At 40.8% G+C, this 23,066-nt stretch carries 17 protein-coding genes and 1 riboswitch; all 17 genes read left to right on the forward strand.

The window, feature by feature from the left end; translation table 11 throughout:
* Positions 1-151 precede the first annotated feature (151 nt).
* The 17 genes from speB to V4T18_RS15855 all read left to right on the forward strand — a co-directional run bounded on the left by speB (position 152) and on the right by V4T18_RS15855 (position 22,788).
* The gene (gene speB / locus V4T18_RS15775) at positions 152-1,024 is read left to right on the forward strand and encodes an agmatinase (protein WP_332650996.1); all 873 of its coding nucleotides are present in this window, start codon (positions 152-154) and stop codon (positions 1,022-1,024) included.
* 176 nt (positions 1,025-1,200) lie between these two features.
* A complete protein-coding gene (locus tag V4T18_RS15780) occupies positions 1,201-1,632 on the forward strand; it encodes a DUF1934 domain-containing protein (RefSeq protein ID WP_332650998.1) in 432 nt (143 codons plus the stop codon).
* Positions 1,629-3,296 (forward strand): arginine--tRNA ligase, encoded by a 1,668-nt coding sequence (gene argS, locus V4T18_RS15785; RefSeq protein WP_332651000.1) that lies wholly within the window; start codon positions 1,629-1,631, stop codon positions 3,294-3,296. The genes V4T18_RS15780 and argS overlap by 4 nt, the downstream gene beginning before the upstream one ends.
* A gap of 505 nt (positions 3,297-3,801) precedes the next feature.
* Positions 3,802-3,921: riboswitch (cobalamin riboswitch) on the forward strand.
* Between the two features lie 174 nt (positions 3,922-4,095).
* Positions 4,096-5,043, forward strand: coding sequence for an ABC transporter substrate-binding protein (locus V4T18_RS15790; protein WP_332651002.1), 948 nt, complete (start codon positions 4,096-4,098; stop codon positions 5,041-5,043).
* The gene (locus V4T18_RS15795) at positions 5,036-6,034 is read left to right on the forward strand and encodes a FecCD family ABC transporter permease (RefSeq protein ID WP_332651004.1); all 999 of its coding nucleotides are present in this window, start codon (positions 5,036-5,038) and stop codon (positions 6,032-6,034) included. The genes V4T18_RS15790 and V4T18_RS15795 overlap by 8 nt, the downstream gene beginning before the upstream one ends.
* Positions 6,035-7,504: an adenosylcobinamide amidohydrolase gene (locus V4T18_RS15800; RefSeq protein WP_332651007.1), complete on the forward strand. Its 1,470-nt coding sequence runs from the start codon at positions 6,035-6,037 to the stop codon at positions 7,502-7,504. It begins immediately after the preceding gene.
* 25 nt (positions 7,505-7,529) lie between these two features.
* On the forward strand, positions 7,530-8,090 hold the full coding sequence (locus V4T18_RS15805) for a cob(I)yrinic acid a,c-diamide adenosyltransferase (RefSeq protein ID WP_332651009.1): 561 nt from the start codon (positions 7,530-7,532) through the stop codon (positions 8,088-8,090).
* 354 nt (positions 8,091-8,444) lie between these two features.
* Positions 8,445-10,742, forward strand: coding sequence for a (Fe-S)-binding protein (locus V4T18_RS15810; protein ID WP_332651011.1), 2,298 nt, complete (start codon positions 8,445-8,447; stop codon positions 10,740-10,742).
* Positions 10,743-11,014: 272 nt separating this feature from the next.
* The gene (locus V4T18_RS15815; RefSeq protein ID WP_332651014.1) at positions 11,015-12,220 is read left to right on the forward strand and encodes an acetyl-CoA C-acetyltransferase; all 1,206 of its coding nucleotides are present in this window, start codon (positions 11,015-11,017) and stop codon (positions 12,218-12,220) included.
* Entirely contained in the window at positions 12,217-13,068 is an 852-nt protein-coding gene (locus V4T18_RS15820) for a 3-hydroxybutyryl-CoA dehydrogenase (RefSeq protein ID WP_332651016.1), read from the forward strand. The genes V4T18_RS15815 and V4T18_RS15820 overlap by 4 nt, the downstream gene beginning before the upstream one ends.
* Positions 13,069-13,080: 12 nt before the next feature.
* Positions 13,081-14,217, forward strand: a complete 1,137-nt coding sequence (locus V4T18_RS15825; RefSeq protein ID WP_332651018.1) for an acyl-CoA dehydrogenase — start codon at positions 13,081-13,083, stop codon at positions 14,215-14,217.
* Positions 14,218-14,274: 57 nt separating this feature from the next.
* Positions 14,275-15,411, forward strand: coding sequence for an acyl-CoA dehydrogenase (locus tag V4T18_RS15830; RefSeq protein WP_332651020.1), 1,137 nt, complete (start codon positions 14,275-14,277; stop codon positions 15,409-15,411).
* A 3-nt stretch (positions 15,412-15,414) separates the two neighbouring features.
* On the forward strand, positions 15,415-16,053 hold the full coding sequence (locus V4T18_RS15835; RefSeq protein WP_332651023.1) for a TetR/AcrR family transcriptional regulator: 639 nt from the start codon (positions 15,415-15,417) through the stop codon (positions 16,051-16,053).
* 401 nt (positions 16,054-16,454) lie between these two features.
* Entirely contained in the window at positions 16,455-19,697 is a 3,243-nt protein-coding gene (icmF, locus tag V4T18_RS15840) for a fused isobutyryl-CoA mutase/GTPase IcmF (protein ID WP_332651027.1), read from the forward strand.
* Positions 19,698-20,133: 436 nt separating this feature from the next.
* Complete coding sequence (gene rpoE / locus V4T18_RS15845) at positions 20,134-20,673, forward strand: DNA-directed RNA polymerase subunit delta (protein ID WP_332651029.1); 540 nt, start codon at positions 20,134-20,136, stop codon at positions 20,671-20,673.
* A 225-nt stretch (positions 20,674-20,898) separates the two neighbouring features.
* Entirely contained in the window at positions 20,899-22,503 is a 1,605-nt protein-coding gene (locus V4T18_RS15850; protein WP_332651031.1) for a CTP synthase, read from the forward strand.
* Positions 22,504-22,641: 138 nt separating this feature from the next.
* Positions 22,642-22,788, forward strand: a complete 147-nt coding sequence (locus V4T18_RS15855) for a hypothetical protein (RefSeq protein WP_332651034.1) — start codon at positions 22,642-22,644, stop codon at positions 22,786-22,788.
* The last annotated feature ends 278 nt before the right edge of the window (positions 22,789-23,066 follow it).

Genomic DNA, 23,066 nt, shown 5'->3' on the forward strand with positions numbered 1-23,066 from the left:
ACAAAAATTCATCTATACTTTTTTTGTACTGCACTACTTTATACGAACATTTTCCCTAGAAAGTTTCATAGGCATAGAAGTAGTGGGTAAAATGGAAAAAAATAATAGATTTAATAGTAGCACAAATATAACAAATTAGTAGGTGAATCTTATGCGTTTTGATGAAACTTATTCTGGCAATGTCTTTATTAAAAGTCATCCGAATTATGAAGAAAGTAAGGCTGTACTATATGGGATGCCAATGGATTGGACAGTAAGCTTCCGACCAGGCTCTCGTTTCGGTCCGGCTCGTATTCGTGAAGTATCTGTAGGACTTGAGGAATATAGTCCATACTTAGACCGCGAGCTTGATGAAGTGAAGTTTTTTGATGCAGGTGATATTCCGCTACCATTCGGTAACCCTGAAAAATCGCTTGCAGAAATTAAAACATTTGTGCAGAAATTGCTAGAGGATGGTAAAGTGCCAATCGGAATGGGCGGCGAGCATTTAGTTTCTCTTCCTGTTATGGAAGCTGTTTATGAAAAATACAGTGATTTAGCAGTAATTCATTTTGATGCACATACAGATTTACGTACGGATTATGAAGGTGAGCCGTATTCCCATGCAACACCAATCCGAAAAATTGCAGATAAGATTGGACCGAAAAACGTGTACTCTTTCGGTATTCGTTCAGGATTAAAAGAAGAGTTCCAATGGGCAAAGGAAAACGGTATGCATATTTCTAAATTTGAAGTGCTAGAGCCATTAAAAGAAGTATTACCTACACTAGCCCGACGCAATGTATACGTAACAATTGATATTGATGTATTAGATCCGGCACATGCACCAGGAACAGGAACAGTTGATTGCGGAGGTATTACATCAAAAGAGTTACTTGCCTCTATCCATGCGATTGCAGGAAGTGATGTGAATGTTGTAGGGTTTGACCTAGTAGAAGTTGCACCTGTATACGACAATTCAGAAATGACTGCCAACACGGCTAGTAAGCTAATCCGTGAAATGATCCTTGGCTGGGTGAAATAAACTACACATTAAGCTGTAATGCAAATAGTGCATTTCAGCTTTTTTTTAATAGTTTTGTCTCAAACGGACAGAGCATATAAAAGAAGCCTAATTTATACTTAGTTGTTGCTTAAAGAGAGCTATTCATCCTATAATAAAAAGGTTATATTACCGAAACAAAGGGGCGATCCAATGCTATGAACGATGTAGGAACAAAAGTGAAAATAAAGCTAGTTTCATCCATCATTCCAAAGGATGGAGAGCTTGAAACATATGAAATGTGGCTACAAGGGTCCTTGGTGGAGAAAGCAGGAACGCACTATTTACGTTATGAAGAAATTCAAGATGATAAAGAAATTCGTACAACAGTAAAGCTAACAAACGACCAAGCTCTTATTATGCGTAGTGGGGGCGTCACGATGCGTCTTCCTCTAAACCTACAACAAAAAGAGCGAGGGCATTACGAAAGTATATATGGATCCATTCCAATTGTTATTAAAACACATCAATTATCGTGTGAAAGGCTTGAGGGAAGCGGTCGGTTTAAAACACAGTACGATTTAATAATTGGTGGCGCATCTGTCGGCCATTACACATTAGAAATTAATTACTCGGAGGTACAAGGATGAACGCTGTAGAACAATTACAACAACAAATTAAAGCGGTGCTAGCTGCGGCTGTTGAAAAAGCGGGCTTAGTAGAAGCTGGAACAGAATATAATATTCATTTAGAAACACCTAAAGATAAAGCGAACGGAGACTTTGCAACAAATCTAGCTATGCAATTAACAAAGCTAGCGAAAAAGCCGCCTCGTGCGATTGCAGAAGCAATTTTGGAAAATGTGGATAAGGAAAACACAGATATTGAAAAAATCGAAATTGCTGGTCCTGGTTTTATGAACATTACCGTTCGCAAGGATTTTTTAGCTGGCGTTGTTAAATCAACTTTCGAACAAGGCGAAAATTACGGTCGCTCAAACGCAGGTGAGGGTGAGAAAGTTCAAGTTGAGTTTGTATCAGCGAACCCAACTGGTGATTTGCATTTAGGGCATGCGCGCGGAGCTTCAGTAGGGGATTCTCTATGCAATGTATTAGATTTCGCAGGCTATGCCGTAGCACGTGAATATTATATTAATGATGCAGGAAACCAAATTAACAACTTAGCGTATTCGCTAGAGGCTCGTTATAAGCAGGCGCTAGGCTTAGAGGCTGAAATGCCAGAGGACGGCTACCACGGGCCCGATATTATTGAAATCGCTGGCGAGTTAGCGAAGCAATTCGGTGCAGAAATTTTAGAAAAATCGGATGAAGAACGCTTCAAATTTTTCCGTGAGCACGGCTTACGTTTAGAGCTTGCAAAATTACAAAAAGACTTAGCGAACTTCCGTGTTGAGTTTGATGTTTGGTATTCAGAAACTTCCCTATATAACAACGGGAAAATTGAAGTAGCATTAGACAAATTAAAGGCAAATGGACATGTGTTTGAAGAGGAAGGCGCGACTTGGTTCCGCTCGACAACATTTGGTGACGACAAGGATCGTGTGCTTATTAAAAATGACGGCTCATTTACGTACCTGACTCCTGATATCGCATACCATGAGGATAAATTACAACGTGGCTTTGATAAATTAATTAATATTTGGGGTGCAGATCACCACGGCTATATCCCACGTATGAAGGCAGCGATCGAAGCACTTGGCTATAACCGTGACACACTTGAAGTAGAAGTTATTCAAATGGTTCAGCTCTATAAAAATGGCGAGAAATTCAAAATGTCGAAGCGTACGGGTAACGCGGTTACAATGCGTGAGCTAGTAGAAGAGGTAGGCTTAGATGCAGTACGTTACTTCTTTGTAAAAACTGCTGGCGATTCACATATGGACTTTGATTTAGACTTAGCAGTTTCGCAGTCTAATGAAAACCCTGTATATTATGCTCAATATGCACATGCACGTATTTCTTCTATTTTACGTTCAGCTGCAGAGCAAGGATACGCTACTTCATTAGATAATCTTGGTTTATTAGTTGCTGAAAAGGAAGAAGATGTATTGAAAAAAGTTGGTGCATTCCCTCAAATCGTAGCGGATGCAGCGAAACACCGTACACCTCACCGTATTGCAAACTATATTCAAGAATTAGCATCTACATTCCATAGCTTCTATAATGCTGAAAAGGTACTAAACGCCGATAATAAAGAATTAACAGAGGCACGTTTAGCACTTATTACAGCAGTAAAAACAACATTGGCGAATGCACTAAAGCTAATTGGCGTAAGTGCACCAGAAAAAATGTAAGATCTAGGCATCCTGAACAATCAGGGTGCCTTTTCTATTGGAGTGTGGTAAGTAGATACGTTTGTTTGAATAAGAGTCATGGTTTTTGATTTACTAGCCATAAATTTCGAAATACTAGCCACATTTTTGAATTTACTAGCCAAAATTTCAAAAATACTAGCCAATTACGAGTTGCAGCCACAAATTTTCGAATACAGTCCGAAATTATTGATATAGTAGCCTCAAATTTCAAAATACTAGCCATATTTTTCGATTTACTAGCCAAAATTTCAAAAATACTAGCCACATTTTTTGATTTACTAGCCGATTTTTTCAAAATACTAGCTACATTTCAAGAAATACTAGCCAACTACGATTTGCAGCCACAATTATTAAAAAATCTAGCCCGAAAATTAAATTTAATCGCTCTTGTGATAATTCATATTCCGGCAAACTTCCGAAATACAATATACGAATAATTTTATCTGTAAAAATAGTATTTTTACGCTATAATAAAGAAAATTGAAAAATCTAAAATCATAAGGATATAGGGTAAGTCGGTGTGAATCCGACGCGGTCCCGCCACTGTAATTGCATGATGCAAGAATGCAAAAGCCAGAAAACCGGTCTTTATGGACACCAATGCAAGCCTACGAGGATAGGGTGGTAGCGAAACCTGTGTTTTTGTACGCAAATTTTGCTCTTTCCTACTTCTCTTACATTGGTAAGGGATTTTTTTTTGAAAAAAATCTTTATTGGAAAATAACATCTCTCCTTATTTTGATCAGGGTGAGAATTTCTAATTCTAGGAGGAGAAAGAATGAAGAAGCTTTGGCAGCTATGGTTAACAGCCCTATTAACGTTGGGTTTACTCTCTGCATGTAACGAGGATAATGCAAGCAGTGGGGCAAAGGTCAAGCAAAATGATGAAGTAAATAATGAACAAGTATTTCCAGTAACAGTAAAGGATGCTAGAGGGAATGACGTTACGCTACAGGAAGCACCAGATCGTATCGTCTCGTTAACACCATCCAATACGGAAATTTTATTTAGCCTGGGCTTAGATGAGGAAATCGTTGGAGTAAATGATAATGATAACTACCCTGAGCAAGTAGCAGAGAAAACAAGTGTTGGTGGAATGGAATTTAATATAGAGACAATTATTTCATTACAACCAGATATTGTGTTTGCACACGAATCGAGCATGTATATGATGGAAGGCGCTATTGATCAACTAGTTTCTGCAGGCATCAAAATATTTGTTGTGAAAGATGCGATGAACTTTGAAGAAACGTATAAAACTATTGAAGAAATTGGTACATTAACAGGTAAGGAAGACGAGGCAGAAAAAGTAACTAAAGATATTCAAAATAAGCTAGCGGAAATTCAAGCTAAAGTAAAAGGTCAGGAGCCGAAAACTGCTTTCATCGTTGTTGGTACACAGCCAGATATTTATGTTGTCGGTCAAAACAATTTTATGAATGAAATGCTTAAAGCGATTAACGTTACGAATGCCGTTGAAGTTGAAGGCTGGCCAATGTATAGCGCTGAGGAATTTGTGGACAGTAATCCGGATTCTATCATTTTCACATACGCTGGGGATGATGAAGTAATTAAAAATAATAAAGCATTCTCTGTGATGAAGGCTGTTCAAAGTAATTCACTAACGGTTGTTGATGGTGATACAACGAGTAGACAAGGTCCACGTCTAGCCTTAGGAGTAGAAGCCTTAGCGAAAGCAATTTATCCAGAGGCTTTTAATGAATAAAAAATATACAATCGCGTATATTTTCTCGCTAATCCTATTAGCAACTAGCGTGTGGTTTGGCATATCAATCGGCTCGGTCGATATTCCACTTTCAACCTTATGGGATAGCGAATCAAACCCATCAGCCTACAGCATTTTATGGAATATTCGCATGCCGCGTGTAATCCTTGCGGGGCTAGTCGGGGCTTCACTAGCTATTGCAGGTGCTGCATTTCAAGGGCTGTTAAAGAATCCGCTTGCTGACCCATATACGTTAGGCATCTCATCAGGTGCCTCTGTTGGTGCGGTTACTACTATTTTCTTTAGTGTATCTCTACCACTACTAGGCATATACACGCTTCCGATCTTTAGTATGGTTGGTGCGCTGCTCACGATGCTTGCTGTAATGAGCTTTGCTAAATTAGTGGACCGTACGATGAAGATGGAGACACTGATACTAACAGGAATAATTTTTAGCTCCTTTTTAGGTTCATGCATTTCATTAATGATTGCATTAACGGGGGAGGAGCTTCGTTCGATTATGGGCTGGCTTCTTGGTAGCGTTTCGATGCGCGGATGGCCGTATGTGAAAATGATTCTTCCATTTGTAATTGTAGGTACACTTCTTATTTGGCTAAATCGTCGTGAGCTTAATGCGATGATTTATGGTGAAGACCGGGCGAAATATTTAGGAGTGGATGTTAAACGAAGTAAATATATTCTTTTAGCTGGTGGTTCTATGCTAACGGGTGCAGCTGTTGCGGTATCAGGAACGATTGGATTTTTAGGTCTAGTCGTTCCTCATATGGTACGAATGATTATTGGTACCGATCATCGCCATTTACTACTCATCTCATTTTTAAATGGAGCAAGCTTACTTGTCATATGTGATCTAGTATCGCGTACAATTATTGCACCAATTGAGCTGCCGATTGGGGTTATTACTGCGTTTATCGGAGCACCGGTATTTTCATATATTTTCTTTAAACAACGAAAGGGACGGGTGGCATAAATGCTGAAAGTAGAAAATATCTCAGGCGGCTATGGCAGCGTACCCATCGTCCATAATATTTCGTTTACTGTAGGGCAAGGGAAGATGCTAGGTATTCTTGGACCAAATGGTAGCGGTAAATCGACCCTATTGAAACTAGTCAGTGGCATTATTGCTCCCACTTCCGGAACCGTTTTTATTGATGAGAAAGAGATGCAGAGCTATTCACCAAAAGGGCTAGCGAAAAAAATGGCGGTTTTACCACAGCTTCATGCAAATGCCTTTTCAAATTCTGTGTATGAAACGGTATCGCTCGGTCGATATCCGCACCAAAAAGGCTTTTTTTCTTCGTGGTCAGATCAGGATGAACGGGCAGTTACAATAGCAATGGAGCAAACAGGTGTAGCCAAATATCGTGATACGATGATGGAGTTTTTATCTGGCGGTGAGCAGCAGCGAGTCTTTATTGCCCAAGCATTAGCGCAATGCTCACAAATATTATTGCTTGACGAGCCGACAAATCATTTGGATATTGCCCATCAAAAGCAAATACTAGACTTAATTCGAAAGGAAATTGTTGAGTGTGGTTTAACAGTCGTTTCAGTTTTTCATGATATTAACTTAGCATCTCTTTATTGTGATGAGCTACTGCTAATGGAAGATGGGCATGTTCGCGCATTTGGGGCGCCGCATGAGGTTATTGTCCAACGGGAAATTGAAGATGTGTATAAGGCGCGTGTGTCGACCTATGCTCATCCAGAAATGCCGAAGCCTCAAATTACGATGATGCCAAAAGAAGTATGGCAGGGTGAGCAACAGCGTGTTACAAAAGAACATATACTATTAACAAACGACTATATACAGCTACAAACTGATTTTCCGCTAAAGGTTATTTCATCTGCTGTTCATAATCCAGGAATGGGCTGGTACAACACATTATTAAACCGCTCGATTTCTCCTTATTATGATATTTCGAATGTGCAAGAGGAGACCGAGCAGTTTTTACAGGAGCATGGATTTGGCTTAACAAACACCGTTGTTATGCTAACAGCTGTTAAAACGAATTGTGCTGCTATCGGTACGTATAAAAATAACCATTGTGAAGTTATAATTGTTGTTACGGCGGGTGTTGGGAATGCTGTTGATGTAACAAGAGCATGGGAGCGTCAGCACGAGCCACATATTGGAACAATTAATACATGGGTCATTATTAATGGAAAGCTATCCCATGAAGCATTCTATCAGGCGATGATTACAGCAACAGAGGCAAAGGTTAAGGCACTCTCTGTAGAGAATATAACGGACACTCATACAAATTCGCCTGCAACAGGAACGGCTACTGATAGTCTATTAATAGCAGCGACTCAACAAGGTAGCGAAATGCCATATGGCGGTCCGATTACAGAGGTAGGTAAGTTAGTCGGTCGTGGTGTTTTTGAAACAACGGTAGCCTCAATTCAAAAGTACCGACAGCAACAAAACGATCTATAAAGTATTTAAGAAATGAGGGATAAGAATGAAATTGTATACAAAAACAGGCGATACAGGAAAAACAAGTATTATCGGTGGTCGCGTAGATAAGGATCATTTACGTGTAGAGGCATATGGAACAGTCGATGAATTAAATTCAATTATTGGTAAAGCGATGACGGAGTTAGATAAAGAGGTATTTAAAGATTTACTAGCTGATTTAGAAGCGATTCAGCACGAATTATTTGATGGCGGCGGCGACCTTGCAAATGTCATGAAAAATCGCCAGTATAAGCTAGCAGAAGAGCCAATCACGGTGCTGGAAACGCGTATCGATGCCTTGTCGGATGAGGCACCACCGTTGAAGCGATTTATTTTACCAGGCGGCTCACCAGCAGCAGCTACACTTCATATGGCACGAACAGTAGCGCGTCGTGCAGAGCGTCAAACGGTTTCATTAATGAAGGAAATTGAGGATGTAACACCAGTTGTTCAAAAATATTTAAATCGCTTATCGGACTACTTATTCGCAGCAGCACGTGTTGTAAACTTCCGTTTAAATATTGCGGATATTGAGTATGCTCGTAGCGGCGATGTGTTCAAATAAAAGGGATGTAACAGAGAGGCTAATTCGAATATTCGAGTTAGCCTCTTTTCGAGCTTTAGGAAACGATAAGTCATAATAAAAATTAGATAGAACTTGGAAATCATTAAATCTCCCTAGGAAAGACCACCCACCCCAATCAATCAGTCTATTTACTATCTCAAATGCGAAATTTTCTGACGTTTAATAATGAAAGTTGTTGACTGAATGCTCATTCATAATTACAATAGAACTAATACTATCAATATGGAAATATAGTTTATAAGTGGTAGGTTATAGGCTGTTTATAGGTGAATAAAACAGACAAACATTCAAAGGGGACCTATAAATATTCATAATTTACAGAGGGGGATAGCTATGGATACATTATTAATTGTGAACTGGGTTGCTTTCGTTGCAGTAGTTTTATACGGAGTAGGTTTATTCGCTTATCTGTTAAAAACTCGATATGAATTCGTTCAGTTAGGGAAAAAAGAAGCGTTCGATTCACGAATTAGCGAGCGGATTGGCGATTTAGTTGAAAAGGTATTTGGTCAATCAAAACTATTGAAGGATAAGAAAATGGGCTTAATTCATGTTCTATTCTTCTATGGTTTCTTAATGGTTCAGTTTGGTGCGATCGATTTAATTTGGAAGGGTTTAACACCTGGCTCGCATTTGCCGTTAGGTGGACTTTACGGATTCTTTACATTCTTCCAGGAAATCGTTGCGGTTGTTATATTAGTAGCTGTATTCGGAGCCTTCTATCGTCGCTATGTGGAAAAGCTAGTTCGCTTAAAACGTGGCTGGAAAAATGGCTTAGTATTAATTTTCATCGGTGGGTTAATGACATCTACATTAATCGGAAACGGTATGAGCTTAATTTGGCATGAGCATAGCTTCAATGGCTTTGAACCTGTAGCTTCATCCATTGCATGGTTGTTCCAGTGGCTATCACCAGCAGTGGCAGCCGTAATATTCTATGTGATGTGGTGGGTGCATTTAGTAATCCTATTAACATTCCTAGTGTACGTACCACAAGGGAAGCACTTCCACTTGATTGCAAGTATTGTGAACGTAGCAGTGAACCGATTAGATCGTAAAGGAACACTACGTCCAATTGACTTTGCCGCACTTGAGGAAGCAGAAGATGAGGATGATATGCCGCCACTTGGTGTAGGTAAAATTCAAGACTTCACCCAAAAGCAATTAATCGATTTATATGCTTGTGTAGAATGTGGTCGCTGTACAAATATGTGTCCAGCAACAGGTACAGGAAAAATGCTGTCACCAATGGACTTAATTGTAAAATTACGTGATCATCTAACATTTACGGGTGCAGTAGTGACAAAACAAAAGCCTTGGGTACCATTTTCAATGTTTAAAAATACTCAAGGAAATCAGCTTGCCATGGCAGCTGGTGCTGAAGGGGCAACCCTAGAATCTGTGTACAATCCTTCATTAATTGGAGATATTATCACAGAAGAAGAGATTTGGGCTTGTACAACTTGCCGTAACTGTGAAGATCAATGTCCGGTTATGAATGAGCATGTTGATAAAATTATAGACCTTCGCCGTTATTTAACAATGACAGAGGGTAAAGTAAATCCTGATGCTCAGCGCGCCATGACTAACATTGAACGTCAAGGGAATCCGTGGGGGCTTAACCGTAAAGAGAAGGAAAACTGGCGTGATCTTGACCCTACAATTAACATTCCAACGGTGAAGGAAGCGAAAAAGTCTGGTGAAGGCTTTGAGTACCTATTCTGGGTTGGTTCGATGGGGGCATTTGATAATCGCTCACAAAAAATCGCATTATCCTTCGCTCGTTTACTGAACGAGGCGGGCGTGAAATTTGCAATCTTAGGTAATAAAGAGAAGAACTCTGGGGATACACCACGTCGTCTAGGAAATGAGTTCCTATTCCAAGAGCTAGCAACGGGGAATATCGATGAGTTTGAGAAAAATGAAGTAACTAAGATTGTAACAATCGATCCGCATGCATATAATATTTTTAAAAATGAGTACAAAGATTTCGGCTGGAACGGTGAGGTGCTTCACCATACAGAATTACTCCATGATTTAATTCAGCAAGGTCGTCTAACGTTGAATCATCGTGTGGATGAAACAATCGTTTTCCATGATTCATGTTATTTAGGTCGTTACAATGATGTGTATGATCCACCGCGTGAAATTTTACGCGGTATCCCTGGAGTAAAGCTTGTGGAGATGGAGCGTAACCGTGAAACAGGTATGTGCTGTGGCGCAGGTGGTGGCTTAATGTGGATGGAAGAGCACGTTGGTAACCGAATTAATGTGACACGAACTGAGCAGGCATTAGCAACAGATGCATCCGTTATTTCCTCTGGCTGCCCTTACTGCTTAACAATGCTACAAGATGGTACAAAAGCAAAAGAGGTAGAGGAAACAATCGGCACATTCGATATTGCAGAGCTATTAGAGCGAGCAGTATTTGGCGATGGTAAAGAAGAAACTGTCTCTGAAGAAGTTGTCGAAGAAGCGGAAGAATCAAATGTAACAGAAGTGGTGTCTATTGAGGAATCGCCTATAGCTAAGAAAGAAGCAGTAGAAATTGCGAAAGAAGAAGTAGTTGCTACTGCAGAGCAAGAGCTAGAAGAAGCGGAAACATCCGTAGTAGACAAAGAATCAAAGTAAGGAAATGTCGCATATGAGATTGATTTTTTAGGAATCTACACGACGTATTTTGTCGGAATTGTTGTTTATAAAAGAAAATAATTGTTGTTTTGAAGATAAAAATTATTTTTCAGAAAAATATAAATTGCACAACAATTAATCTTTTTGTAGAATAGAATAAAGTGGAAAAGGGAGTTAGAGTTAACTCTCTTTTTTCATAGAATAATACTGAGCGAGCGTTCAGTCGGTGCAAGTTTAAAGAAACATCAATCGGAACAAAGGGGTGTTAATGATTGAATAGAGCAGTTATTTTAGACGGTGCTAGAACAGCTTTTGGAAAATTTGGAGGAGCACTGTCATCGTTACAGGCAAGTGATTTAGGTGGCACAGCAATTAAAGCTGCGCTAGAAAAGGCAAATGTACCACCAGAATCAGTGGATGAAGTCATTATCGGGACGGTCCTCCAGGCAGGGCAAGGTCAAATTCCCTCACGCCAGGCAGCGAATAAGGCGGGTATTCCATGGCATGTAAAAACAGAAACAATCAATAAGGTTTGTGCTTCAGGTATGCGCAGTATTACGCTAGCCGATCAGCTCATTCGTTTAGGGGATGAGGAGGTTATCGTAGCTGGTGGCATGGAATCTATGTCGAATGCACCGTATTACTTGCCAAAAGGACGCGTTGGATTCCGTATGGGAGATAGTACAGTCGTTGACGGCATGCTATATGATGGGCTATCCTGCTCCTTTGATCAGAAACGTGTGCATATGGGTATTTACGGAGACGAGACAGCTGAGGCATTTACTGTATCACGGGATGAGCAGGATGCTTGGGCAGTCCGTAGTCAGAATTTAGCACTAGCGGCCATTGAAGATGGAAAATTTGCTGAGGAGATTGCTCCTGTTGAGATTCCGCAACGAAAAGGAGAGCCAATCGTTGTAAAGCAGGATGAGGCGCCGAGACCAGGCACAACTTTGGAAACGCTTGCACGATTAAAGGCTGCATTTAGTAAGGATGGGTCTATTACAGCGGGCAATGCTCCGGGAATAAACGATGGTGCATGTGCCGTTGTGCTAATGAGTGAGGCGAGAGCAAACCAAGAAAATCGTAAGCCGCTAGCTTATATACTCTCACATACGGAGATTGGCGTTCAGCCAAAGGATTTTCCGCAAACACCAGGGCTAGTAATCAATGCTTTATTAGAAAAAACGGGAAAAACAATTCATGATATCGATCTAATCGAAATTAATGAAGCCTTTGCAGCAGTTGCCCTTGTTAGTAATACAATTGCCGATTTGGATGAGGAGAAAGTAAATGTAAATGGTGGCGCAGTTGCTCTCGGTCATCCAATTGGAGCAAGTGGCGCACGCATCATTTTAACACTAGCTTATGAATTACGTCGCCGAGGTGGTGGCATTGGAATCGCAGCAATTTGCTCTGGCGGTGGTCAGGGTGATGCCGTAATGATTGAAGTACCAAAAGGGGATGGGAACGTATGAGTATTAAAAAAGTAATGGTTATCGGAGCAGGACAAATGGGCTCTGGCATTGCACAAGTATGTGCTCAGGCTGGCTTTGATGTAACGTTAAATGATATGAAACAGGAATTTTTCGAGCGTGGAATCGGTGCTATTTCGAAAAATTTATCGCGTGATGTAGAAAAGGGTCGTAGGACAGAAGAGGAAAAACGGGCCATTTTAGACCGTATCACGATGTCACTAGATTTACAGGATGCTAGTAATGTAGATATCGTCATCGAGGCAGCAGTTGAAAATATGGAAGTGAAGCAATCGATATTCAAAAGACTAGATGAAATTGCACCAGCACATGCCATTTTAGCAACGAACACATCGTCATTGCCTATTACGGAAATTGCCGCAGTTACAAAGCGTCCGGCACAAGTGATTGGTATGCACTTTATGAATCCAGTGCCAGTCATGAAGCTTGTTGAAATTATCCGAGGCCTTGCCACAGAGGATGAGGTATACGAGTCTGTTGAGGCTATGACAAGAAAGCTTGATAAAACGCCAGTTGAAGTAAATGATTTCCCTGGCTTCGTTGCTAACCGTATTTTACTTCCTATGATTAATGAGGCAATTTATACACTTTATGAAGGTGTTGCAACGAAGGAAGCAATTGATGATGTGATGAAGCTCGGTATGAATCATCCAATGGGACCACTAACACTTGCGGATTTTATTGGATTAGACACTTGTCTTTATATTATGGAGACTTTACATGAAGGTCTTGGGGACAGTAAATACCGACCATGTCCATTATTACGCAAATATGTAGCTGCAGGCTGGCTTGGGAAAAAATCTGGTCGAGGCTTCTACGTTTACGAATAAGGGGGCAATCACATGGAATTACGTTTTACAGAAGAGCAGGAAATGATGCGTCAAATGGTCCGTGATTTTGCAAAAGCGGAGATAGAGCCTTTTGTTGAGAAAATGGAAGCTGGCGAATTTCCGCGTGAAATCCTTACAAAAATGGGCGAGCTAGGACTTATGGGCATTACAGCACCAGAAAGCTATGGCGGCTCAGAAATGGATTTTTCATCTTATATCATTGCCATTCATGAATTATCAAAAGTAAGTGCTGTTGTAGGTGTTATCTTATCTGTTCACACATCGGTTGGAACAAATCCAATTCTCTATTTTGGGACGGAGCAGCAGAAGCAAAAGTATGTGCCAAGGCTTGCAAGTGGAGAATACCTTGGAGCATTTTGTTTAACTGAGCCTAGTGCAGGCAGCGATGCGGGGTCGTTAAAAACGCGTGCCATAAAAAATGGCGATCACTACATACTTAACGGCTCAAAAGTATTCATTACGAATGGTGGCGAGGCGGATGTATATATTGTGTTTGCATCGACAGATCCAGAACGAGGCTCACGTGGGATTTCCGCTTTTATTGTGGAAAAAGGAACAACGGGTCTAGTCATTGGTAAGGATGAGCATAAAATGGGCTTGCATGGTTCACGTACCGTACAGCTGACATTTGAAAATATGATGATTCCAGCCCAAAACTTACTTGGTACTGAAGGAGAAGGCTTTAAAATCGCCATGAGTAATCTAGACGTAGGTCGAATTGGCATTGCTGCTCAATCACTAGGGATTGCGGAGGCAGCATTAGAGGCTGCGACGAATTATGCAAAGGAACGCGTACAATTCGGGAAGCCGATTATTGCTAACCAAGGTGTCGGCTTTAAGCTTGCCGACATGGCTACAGCGGTTGAGGCGGCTAAGCTACTTGTTTATCGAGCAGCCGATTTACGTGCCAAAGGTTTACCTTGTGGGCAGGAAGCATCGATGGCAAAGCTATTCGCATCAAAAACGGCAGTAGAAGTAGCAATTGATGCTGTGCAAATCTTTGGCGGCTATGGCTACACAGAGGACTATCCAGTCGAGCGCTACTTCCGAGATGCAAAAGTAACTGAAATCTACGAGGGCACAAGTGAGATTCAACGTATCGTCATTAGTAAGCATCTTTTAGGTTAGTGTAAACAGCGGTTGTCGCTTTACAAAAAAATTCATATCATAAAGGGGATTTTGAGAATGAACTTTCAACTAACAGAGGAACATGAACAATTACGCGAAATGATTCGTGACTTTGCAGAAAATGAAGTCGCACCAACAGCGGCAGAACGCGATGAAAATGAGGAATTCGATCGTGCCATTTTCGATAAGATGGCTGAGCTGGGGCTAACAGGTATTCCTTGGCCAGAGGAGTATGGTGGCGCTGGATTTGACTATTTAGCATACTGTATCGCTGTAGAAGAATTATCACGTGTATGTGCATCAACTGGGGTTACGCTATCAGCACATACTTCACTTGCTGGTTGGCCAATTTATAAATTTGGTAATGAAGAGCAAAAGCAAAAATATCTTCGTCCAATGGCAGAGGGTAAAAAAATTGGCGCATACGGTTTAACTGAGCCGGGTAGCGGATCTGATGCAGGCGGCATGAAAACGTACGCAAAATGGGATGGCGATCATTACGTTTTAAATGGTTCGAAAATTTTCATTACAAATGGCGGAGTAGCTGATATTTATGTCGTATTTGCTGTGACAGATCCAGAATCGAAGCATGGCACTTCAGCCTTTATCGTAGAAGGAGATACACCGGGCTTCTCCGTTGGGAAAAAAGAGAAAAAGCTAGGCATTCGTTCATCACCAACTACGGAGATTGTTTTCGATAATTGCCGAGTACCAAAGGAAAACCTTTTAGGGAAAGAGGGCGATGGCTTTATTATCGCTATGAAAACATTAGATGGCGGTCGTAACGGTATCGCTGCTCAAGCTGTAGGAATTGCACAAGGTGCACTAGATGCAGCGGTGGAATATGCGAAGGAGCGTGTACAATTTGGTAAGCCAATTGCGGCAAATCAAGGAGTATCGTTTAAACTAGCAGATATGGCAACGGCTATTGAAGCCTCTCGTTTATTAACGTATCAAGCTGCTTGGTTAGAATCCAATGACCTACCATACGGAAAAGCTTCTGCAATGGCAAAATTAATGGCAGGAGATACAGCAATGAGCGTAACGACAGAAGCTGTTCAAATTTTTGGTGGGTACGGTTATACAAAAGATTATCCAGTAGAGCGTTACATGCGTGATGCGAAAATTACGCAAATTTACGAGGGTACGCAAGAAATTCAGCGTCTCGTAATTTCACGTATGCTGACAAAATAATGCATGACAGATAAAATTCGTGTCGAAACGTCTGTTAAAGATGAAAGCTTAATTGAAACTAGAAGGAAGCAAATTGTTCGTGCTGGCGTCAATTTGTTCCGTGAGAAGGGCTTTCACCGGGCAACAACAAGGGAAATTGCCAAAGCTGCTGGATTTAGTATTGGAACGCTGTATGAATATATTCGTACAAAGGAGGATGTACTTTATTTAGTATGTGACAGTATTTTCCATGAGGTAATGACGCGTCTCTCTCATTTTCCAACAAACGCTGGAACACTCTACGAATTGAAAGAGGCCATAAAGCAATATTTCCTTCTTATTGATAGCATGTTTGACGAATTTACAATCATGTATCAGGAAACAAAGTCGTTACCGAAAGAAGCTATGCAATATGTATTAAATAAAGAGCTTGAGATGGTGGCTCTATTTCAGGAAATATTATCGAGCTGTGTAGGGTCTGGTGTCCTGCAGATGGATGACAAGGCGCTTTATTTAGCAGCGAATCACCTTGTCGTCCAAGGACAAAGCTGGGCATTCCGCCGATGGGCCATTCAAAAGCATTATACAATTGAAGAATATATCGAAATGCAAACAGCACTATTTTTTAATGGTATCCTGCATTTCAATGAACAATCCATTTAACATCTATTCACGCTAATCTCATACGTCACAACGTAGCGATTAGCGTTTTTTTGTAATTAATGCGGGATCTTGCATCGTATTTTTATGTTGCTACGATGCGCAAGCGACAGGATCAGACTGCATAAAAAATGTCATAGAATTGACGAGTAAGTATTAGGAATAGCTAGTATCCCAACGTCCAATTGTTACGTTGGCTAGTAAATTTCAAAAATTGGCTAGTATTTTCGAAAAAGTGGCTAGTATTTCGAGAAAAAGGGCGAGTATTTTAAAAAAAGTGTCTAGTAAATTTCGCATAGTGACTAAAGTTTTCGACTTGGCTAGTAAAATCCAAAAAGTGTCTAGTACTTACAAACTGATTGGCTGTAGGGGTGCAGTCATTTAAAACAAAGGGGATGTTTAATATGTCAAAAGTAGAAGTGTATCGTCCAAAAAATTATGTTCGTTTCGTTACAGCATCAAGCTTATTTGATGGACATGATGCGTCTATCAATATTATGCGACGTATTTTGCAGTCAAGTGGAGCAGAGGTTATCCATCTAGGACATAATCGCTCCGTTGAAGAAGTTGTGAATGCCGCTATTCAAGAGGATGCACAAGGAATTGGCATCTCTAGCTATCAAGGTGGACATATGGAATATTTTAAGTATATGTACGACCTGCTACGAGAAAAAGGAGCGCCACATATTAAAATTTTTGGTGGCGGTGGTGGGGTTATTCTTCCTCGAGAAATAAAGGAGTTGCACGAATACGGAGTTGCCGGTATTTTCTCACCAGAGGATGGAAGACAAATGGGCCTTCAAGGTATGATTAATCGCAAATTAGAGGGTGCTGATTTTTCAACATTAAAGGGCGACTATTTAGAAAAACTAGAGAAATTATCGACTGACTCACCCGAAATTCTAGCAAATTTAATAACTGCTGCGGAAAACGGCGGAGACCGCACAGAAGAATTACTAGCAGCAGCGCGAGCACAATCGAAAAATACGCCTGTCCTCGGTATTACAGGTACGGGTGGTGCAGGAAAATCATCGCTAACAGATGAATTAATTCGACGATTTTTACAAGAGTTTCCTGAAAAACGAGTGGCGATCCTGTCTGTTGATCCAACAAAGCAAAAAACAGGTGGCGCCCTATTAGGAGATCGAATTCGAATGAATGCGATTTTTAATAATCGTGTTTATATGCGAAGCTTGGCAACGCGTGGTTCACGTACAGAGCTATCTGCTTCTATTGGTGACGTGCTCGATATCGTGAAGGTAGCGGGCTATGATTTGATTATCGTAGAAACAAGTGGGATTGGACAGGGTGATGCAGAAATAACAAAATACACAGACGTTTCAATGTATGTGATGACAAGTGAATTCGGTGCCCCAACACAGCTTGAAAAAATCGATATGATTGATTATGCCGATCTTATCGCAATTAATAAGTTTGAACGAAAAGGCTCAGAGGATGCACTGCGCCAAGTTCAAAAGCAGATGCAGCGCTCGCGTGAATTATGGGATACAGTACTCGATGATATGCCGGTTTTTGGCACGATTGCGTCTCAATTTAATGATAAGGGGACAAACTCGTTATTTGCTGCACTAATAGCGAAAATTAACGATAAATTAGGATATAATTGGTATACATCATATGAGCAATCCGTAAAAACGCAAAAGCAGGATGTCATTATTCCGAATGATCGTCGCTATTATTTACGTGAGATAACAGATACGGTAAGAGGCTATCATAAGAAAGCCGAGCAGCAGGTGGCTATTGCTAGGAAGTTATATCAATTAGAAGGAACCTTGAAGCAGCTAGAAGGAAAGGCAGAAGAAGCATTAATTGCTTCGATCTCATCATTAATAGAAGGTGTAAAGGATGAATTAACGGCAGAATCCAAACGAATCCTAGCAAACTGGGGGACGTTAAAAGAGGCGTATGGGGGAGATGAGCTCATCACTAAGGTGCGCGATAAGGAAATTCGTACGATCCTAACAACAACATCCTTATCCGGTACAAAAATTCCGAAAGTAGCTCTGCCGAAATACAAGGATTACGGTGAAATTTTACGTTGGGTATATGAGGAAAATGTACCAGGCGAATTCCCGTATACAGCAGGTGTGTTCCCGTTTAAGCGGGAGGGAGAGGATCCGAAGCGTCAATTTGCTGGAGAAGGAACGCCAGAGCGAACAAACCGACGCTTCCACTACTTATCCAAGGATGACGATGCAAAACGGTTATCGACAGCCTTTGATTCGGTTACTCTTTACGGCGAGGATCCACATATTCGACCAGACATTTACGGAAAAGTCGGAGAGTCTGGCGTTAGCATTTGTACTTTAGATGATATGAAAAAGCTGTATGCTGGCTTTGATCTTTGTGCACCGAGCACTTCTGTTTCAATGACAATTAACGGTCCTGCTCCAATTATTCTAGCTATGTTTATGAATACAGCGATTGATCAACAGGTGAAAAAGCGTGAAGAAGCAATAGGACGACCGCTAACTTTGGAAGAATTCACCGAAACTCGTGAAGCGACTTTGCAGGTTGTACGTGGTACGGTTCAGGCAGATATTTTAAAAGAAGATCAAGGGCAAAATACATGTATTTTTAGTACGGAATTTGCCCTGCGAATGATGGGGGATATTCAGCAATACTTTATTGATCATAGTGTACGTAATTATTATTCTGTATCAATTTCCGGCTATCATATTGCGGAGGCAGGTGCGAATCCAATTTCTCAGCTAGCGTTTACTTTAGCAAATGGCTTTACGTATGTAGAATACTATTTAAGCCGTGGCATGAATATTGATGATTTTGCACCTAACTTATCATTCTTCTTCTCAAATGGTCTAGATCCAGAGTACACGGTGATTGGGCGAGTGGCACGACGAATTTGGGCTGTAACGATGCGCGATAAATATGGTGCGAATGAACGCTCTCAAAAGCTGAAATACCATATTCAAACATCAGGTCGAAGCCTACATGCACAGGAAATCGATTTTAATGATATTCGTACGACGCTACAAGCATTAATGGCCCTTCATGATAATTGCAATTCGCTGCATACGAATGCTTATGATGAAGCAATTACGACACCAACAGAGGAATCTGTTCGACGTGCGATGGCCATTCAAATGATTATTACGAAAGAACATGGCTTAACGAAAAATGAAAATCCACTACAAGGTGCCTTTATTATTGAAGAGCTGACAGATTTAGTGGAGGCCGCTGTTCTTGAGGAATTTGATCGAATTAATGACCGTGGTGGTGTACTTGGAGCAATGGAAACGCAATATCAACGCGGAAAGATTCAAGAAGAGTCTATGTACTACGAGCACTTAAAGCATTCTGGTGAGCTGCCGATTATCGGTGTGAATACGTACTTAAACCCAAATCCGCCCTCAGAGGATGCCATTGATTCGATGGAAATTGCACGCGCTTCGAAAGAGGAAAAGGATATGCAAATAGCGAATTTACAGGCGTTCCAGGAGCGGCATAACGAAAGTATCGTGAAGGCTATCGACAGTTTGAAGGAGGCTGCTGTTTCTGGAGGGAATATTTTTGAGGAGCTTATGGAAACAGTTAAGGTGGCAAGCTTAGGACAAATTACAAATGCATTGTATGAGGTTGGCGGACAGTATCGAAGAAATATGTAGAAGTCGCTGAATCATTCGGGTGAATTTGTAAGTTTTACGTAATTGGACTACTTTCTGGGATGGAATAGCTTACTTCGGTTATTTTTTCAATTTCACCTCACATATAGATAGCTTTTTACACGACTGTTGATAAACAATTTTGTATACTAGGTGTACAAAGCGAAATAGGAGCGTGGACGAATGAGACAATACCTATCATATATAGCAATATTGGGCTGTTTAATCGCCACGTTCTTTCTTTATAATAAACAATTAGCGTCCCTTCCGCTCTTGTGTTTGTCCGGAGTTTTCTTTTTTATTGGCATAAGAGAAATGTCAAAAATAAAAAACAACAAATGAAACTAGCATAAGGATAGCATGTTTGTATATAATGGGTATTATGCTTATGGAGTAATGTAACAAAAGAAAGGACGTGCACGATTTGAACTTTCGTGAAATGACAAAAGAACAACTAGCAGAAGAGTCGTTAATTGACTTAGCATACGCAATATTAGAAGAGAAAAAGGCAGCAATGTTATTTGCAGACCTAGTAAAAGAAATCCAAAATCTTAATGGGCTTTCTAATGAGGAAATACAAGCCCGACTTATTCAATTCTATACGGATATGAATATTGATGGACGTTTCCTACTAAACCATGAAAATGGTTGGGGTCTTCGCGAATGGTATAAAGTTGAAACAATCGAAGAAGAAACAGCACCAACAGTAAAAGCTCGCAAGAAAAAATCTAAAGTGGCTGTCGAAGATGAAGACGAAATCGATCTTGAAGAAGATGAAATTGGCTTCGATGAAGACTTCGATGAATTCGCTGAAGAAGATGACGAAGAAATAGAAGAAGATGTTCTAGATTTCGTTGAAGAAGAAATTGAAGACTTAGAAGAAGAAATTGATGAAGAGCTTATCGATGAAGAAGACGGCTTTATTATCGAGGAAGAAGATGATGAAGAGTTAGACGAAGAAGACGAGGAAGAAAAATAGTCACTTCACTGTGAAAGTTCTTGACTTCTTTAACGCTTACGTATAATCTTTTACTTGGGCTCCTTTAAAAAGGAGAATGACCGTATATTTAATACGCTCCCCCTGCAAACTGATTGCAGGAGGGGCGTTTTTTTATTTTAGTATGGCCCGTAACTAAATTTTATTTTATTGCTTCGAAAGCCAGTATGGTGTTCAAGCTTTTCTTATTTTAAGGAGGAATTTGCAATGACAAAATATATTTTCGTAACAGGTGGTGTAGTTTCATCTCTAGGTAAAGGGATTGTAGCTGCATCGTTAGGGCGTTTACTAAAAAATCGTGGCCTTGAAGTGACGATTCAAAAGTTCGACCCGTATTTAAATATCGATCCAGGTACAATGAGCCCGTACCAGCATGGTGAAGTATTCGTAACGGATGATGGTGCCGAGGCTGATTTAGATTTAGGGCACTATGAGCGTTTCATCGATATTAATTTAGGAAAGCACTCTACAGTAACGTCTGGTCGTGTTTATCAATCCGTTCTACAAAAAGAACGTCGCGGTGATTATAACGGTGGTACGGTGCAAGTTATTCCACACATTACGAATGAAATTAAAGATCGTATCCAGCGTGCAGGTCGTGAAACTTCAGCGGACGTAGTCATTACAGAAGTTGGTGGAACAGTAGGAGATATCGAATCTCTGCCATTCCTTGAAGCGATTCGTCAAATGAAAACAAACCTAGGGCACAATAATGTAATGTATATTCACTGTACATTAATTCCTTACATTAAAGCGGCTGGTGAAATGAAAACGAAGCCAACACAGCACTCTGTAAAAGAATTGCGTTCCCTAGGAATTCAGCCAAATATTATCGTTGTACGTACAGAGCAAGCTGTTTCACAAGAGATGAAGGACAAGCTAGCACTATTCTGTGATGTTCAGCCACATGAAATTATTGAATCTCGTGACGCTGAGCACTTATATGAAGTGCCATTAAATCTGCATGGGCAAGATTTAGATGATATCGTACTAGATCACTTCGGTATTCAAGTACCAGAAGCCGATATGTCTGATTGGAAAGAGCTTGTTGATAAAGTGAAAAACTTAAAAAACAAAACACGTATTGCGCTTGTAGGGAAATATGTTGAATTACAGGATGCGTATATTTCAGTTGCGGAAGCATTAAAGCATGCCGGTTATGTTTACGACTCTGATATTGAAATCGACTGGGTAAATGCTGAGGAAATAAATGCAGAAAATGTTCGTGAGCTGTTAGGACAGGCGGACGGTATCCTTGTACCAGGTGGCTTTGGAGACCGTGGTGTTGAAGGGAAAATTGAAGCTATTAAGTTTGCTCGTGAGAATGATGTACCGTTCTTAGGTATTTGCCTAGGTATGCAGCTTGCAACGGTTGAATTTGCGCGCAATGTATTAGGATTAAAGGGTGCACATTCAACAGAGCTCGATAAAGATACAGCATACCCAATTATTGATTTCCTACCAGATCAATCAGAGAATGTAAATCTTGGTGGTACATTACGTCTTGGTTTATATCCATGTAAATTAAAAGAAGGCTCTCGTGCTCGTGCATGCTATAACGGAGAAGAGCTAGTCTATGAGCGTCACCGTCATCGTTATGAGTTTAACAACGAATTCCGCGAAGCAATGGAAGCAGAAGGTCTTGTATTCTCAGGTGTATCTCCTGATAATAAGCTTGTCGAAATTATCGAATTACCAGAGAAAAAATTCTTCGTGGCAGGTCAATTCCACCCAGAGCTAGTATCTCGCCCGCAACGTCCACAACCACTATTCCGTGAGTTTGTAGGCGCAGCGTTTAATAATCAAAAATAATTAACATACTACCGGGAGCAGATTGCTTTCGGTAGTTTTTTTGAATTGGAAGTATCTGTTTGGAAGGGCGTTCTATTTTTATGTGGATGATTGCTAGGGGGCTAACCGAACCAAGGTTGGGCGTATCCGAACAAAAGGTTGAGCCATCCGCACGAAAGCCGGGCGTATCCGAACAAAAGTAGGCTATCTGCACGAAAGCAGGGCGTATCCGCACAAAAGGCTGAGCCATCCGCACGAAAGACGGGCGTATCCGCACAAAAGGCTGAGCCATCCGCACAAAAGTAGGGCGTATCTGAACAAAAATAGGATATCCGCACAAAAGGTTGGCGTATCCGAACAAAAGTAGGCCATCCGAACAAAAGTAGGCTATCCGCACGAAAGACGGGCGTATCCGAACAAAAGGCTGAACCATCCGCACGAAAGCCGGGCGTATCCGCACAAAAGGTTGAGCCATCCGCACGAAAGACGAGCGTATCCGCACAAAAGGCTGAGCCATCCGCACAAAAGCAGGGCGTATCTGAACAAAAATAGGATATCCGCACAAAAGGTTGGCGTATCCGAAC

Source organism: Lysinibacillus sp. 54212, from assembly GCF_036662795.1.
Classification (GTDB): domain Bacteria; phylum Bacillota; class Bacilli; order Bacillales_A; family Planococcaceae; genus Lysinibacillus_B.

What these genes read in the sequence shown, in the direction of transcription:
- speB (WP_332650996.1), top strand. Translation starts at nt 152, where the DNA reads ATGCGTTTTGATGAAACTTATTCTGGCAATGTCTTTATTAAAAGTCAT.
- V4T18_RS15780 (WP_332650998.1), top strand. Translation starts at nt 1,201, where the DNA reads ATGAACGATGTAGGAACAAAAGTGAAAATAAAGCTAGTTTCATCCATC.
- argS (WP_332651000.1), top strand. Translation starts at nt 1,629, where the DNA reads ATGAACGCTGTAGAACAATTACAACAACAAATTAAAGCGGTGCTAGCT.
- V4T18_RS15790 (WP_332651002.1), top strand. Translation starts at nt 4,096, where the DNA reads ATGAAGAAGCTTTGGCAGCTATGGTTAACAGCCCTATTAACGTTGGGT.
- V4T18_RS15795 (WP_332651004.1), top strand. Translation starts at nt 5,036, where the DNA reads ATGAATAAAAAATATACAATCGCGTATATTTTCTCGCTAATCCTATTA.
- V4T18_RS15800 (WP_332651007.1), top strand. Translation starts at nt 6,035, where the DNA reads ATGCTGAAAGTAGAAAATATCTCAGGCGGCTATGGCAGCGTACCCATC.
- V4T18_RS15805 (WP_332651009.1), top strand. Translation starts at nt 7,530, where the DNA reads ATGAAATTGTATACAAAAACAGGCGATACAGGAAAAACAAGTATTATC.
- V4T18_RS15810 (WP_332651011.1), top strand. Translation starts at nt 8,445, where the DNA reads ATGGATACATTATTAATTGTGAACTGGGTTGCTTTCGTTGCAGTAGTT.
- V4T18_RS15820 (WP_332651016.1), top strand. Translation starts at nt 12,217, where the DNA reads ATGAGTATTAAAAAAGTAATGGTTATCGGAGCAGGACAAATGGGCTCT.
- V4T18_RS15825 (WP_332651018.1), top strand. Translation starts at nt 13,081, where the DNA reads ATGGAATTACGTTTTACAGAAGAGCAGGAAATGATGCGTCAAATGGTC.
- V4T18_RS15830 (WP_332651020.1), top strand. Translation starts at nt 14,275, where the DNA reads ATGAACTTTCAACTAACAGAGGAACATGAACAATTACGCGAAATGATT.
- V4T18_RS15835 (WP_332651023.1), top strand. Translation starts at nt 15,415, where the DNA reads ATGACAGATAAAATTCGTGTCGAAACGTCTGTTAAAGATGAAAGCTTA.
- icmF (WP_332651027.1), top strand. Translation starts at nt 16,455, where the DNA reads ATGTCAAAAGTAGAAGTGTATCGTCCAAAAAATTATGTTCGTTTCGTT.
- rpoE (WP_332651029.1), top strand. Translation starts at nt 20,134, where the DNA reads ATGACAAAAGAACAACTAGCAGAAGAGTCGTTAATTGACTTAGCATAC.
- V4T18_RS15850 (WP_332651031.1), top strand. Translation starts at nt 20,899, where the DNA reads ATGACAAAATATATTTTCGTAACAGGTGGTGTAGTTTCATCTCTAGGT.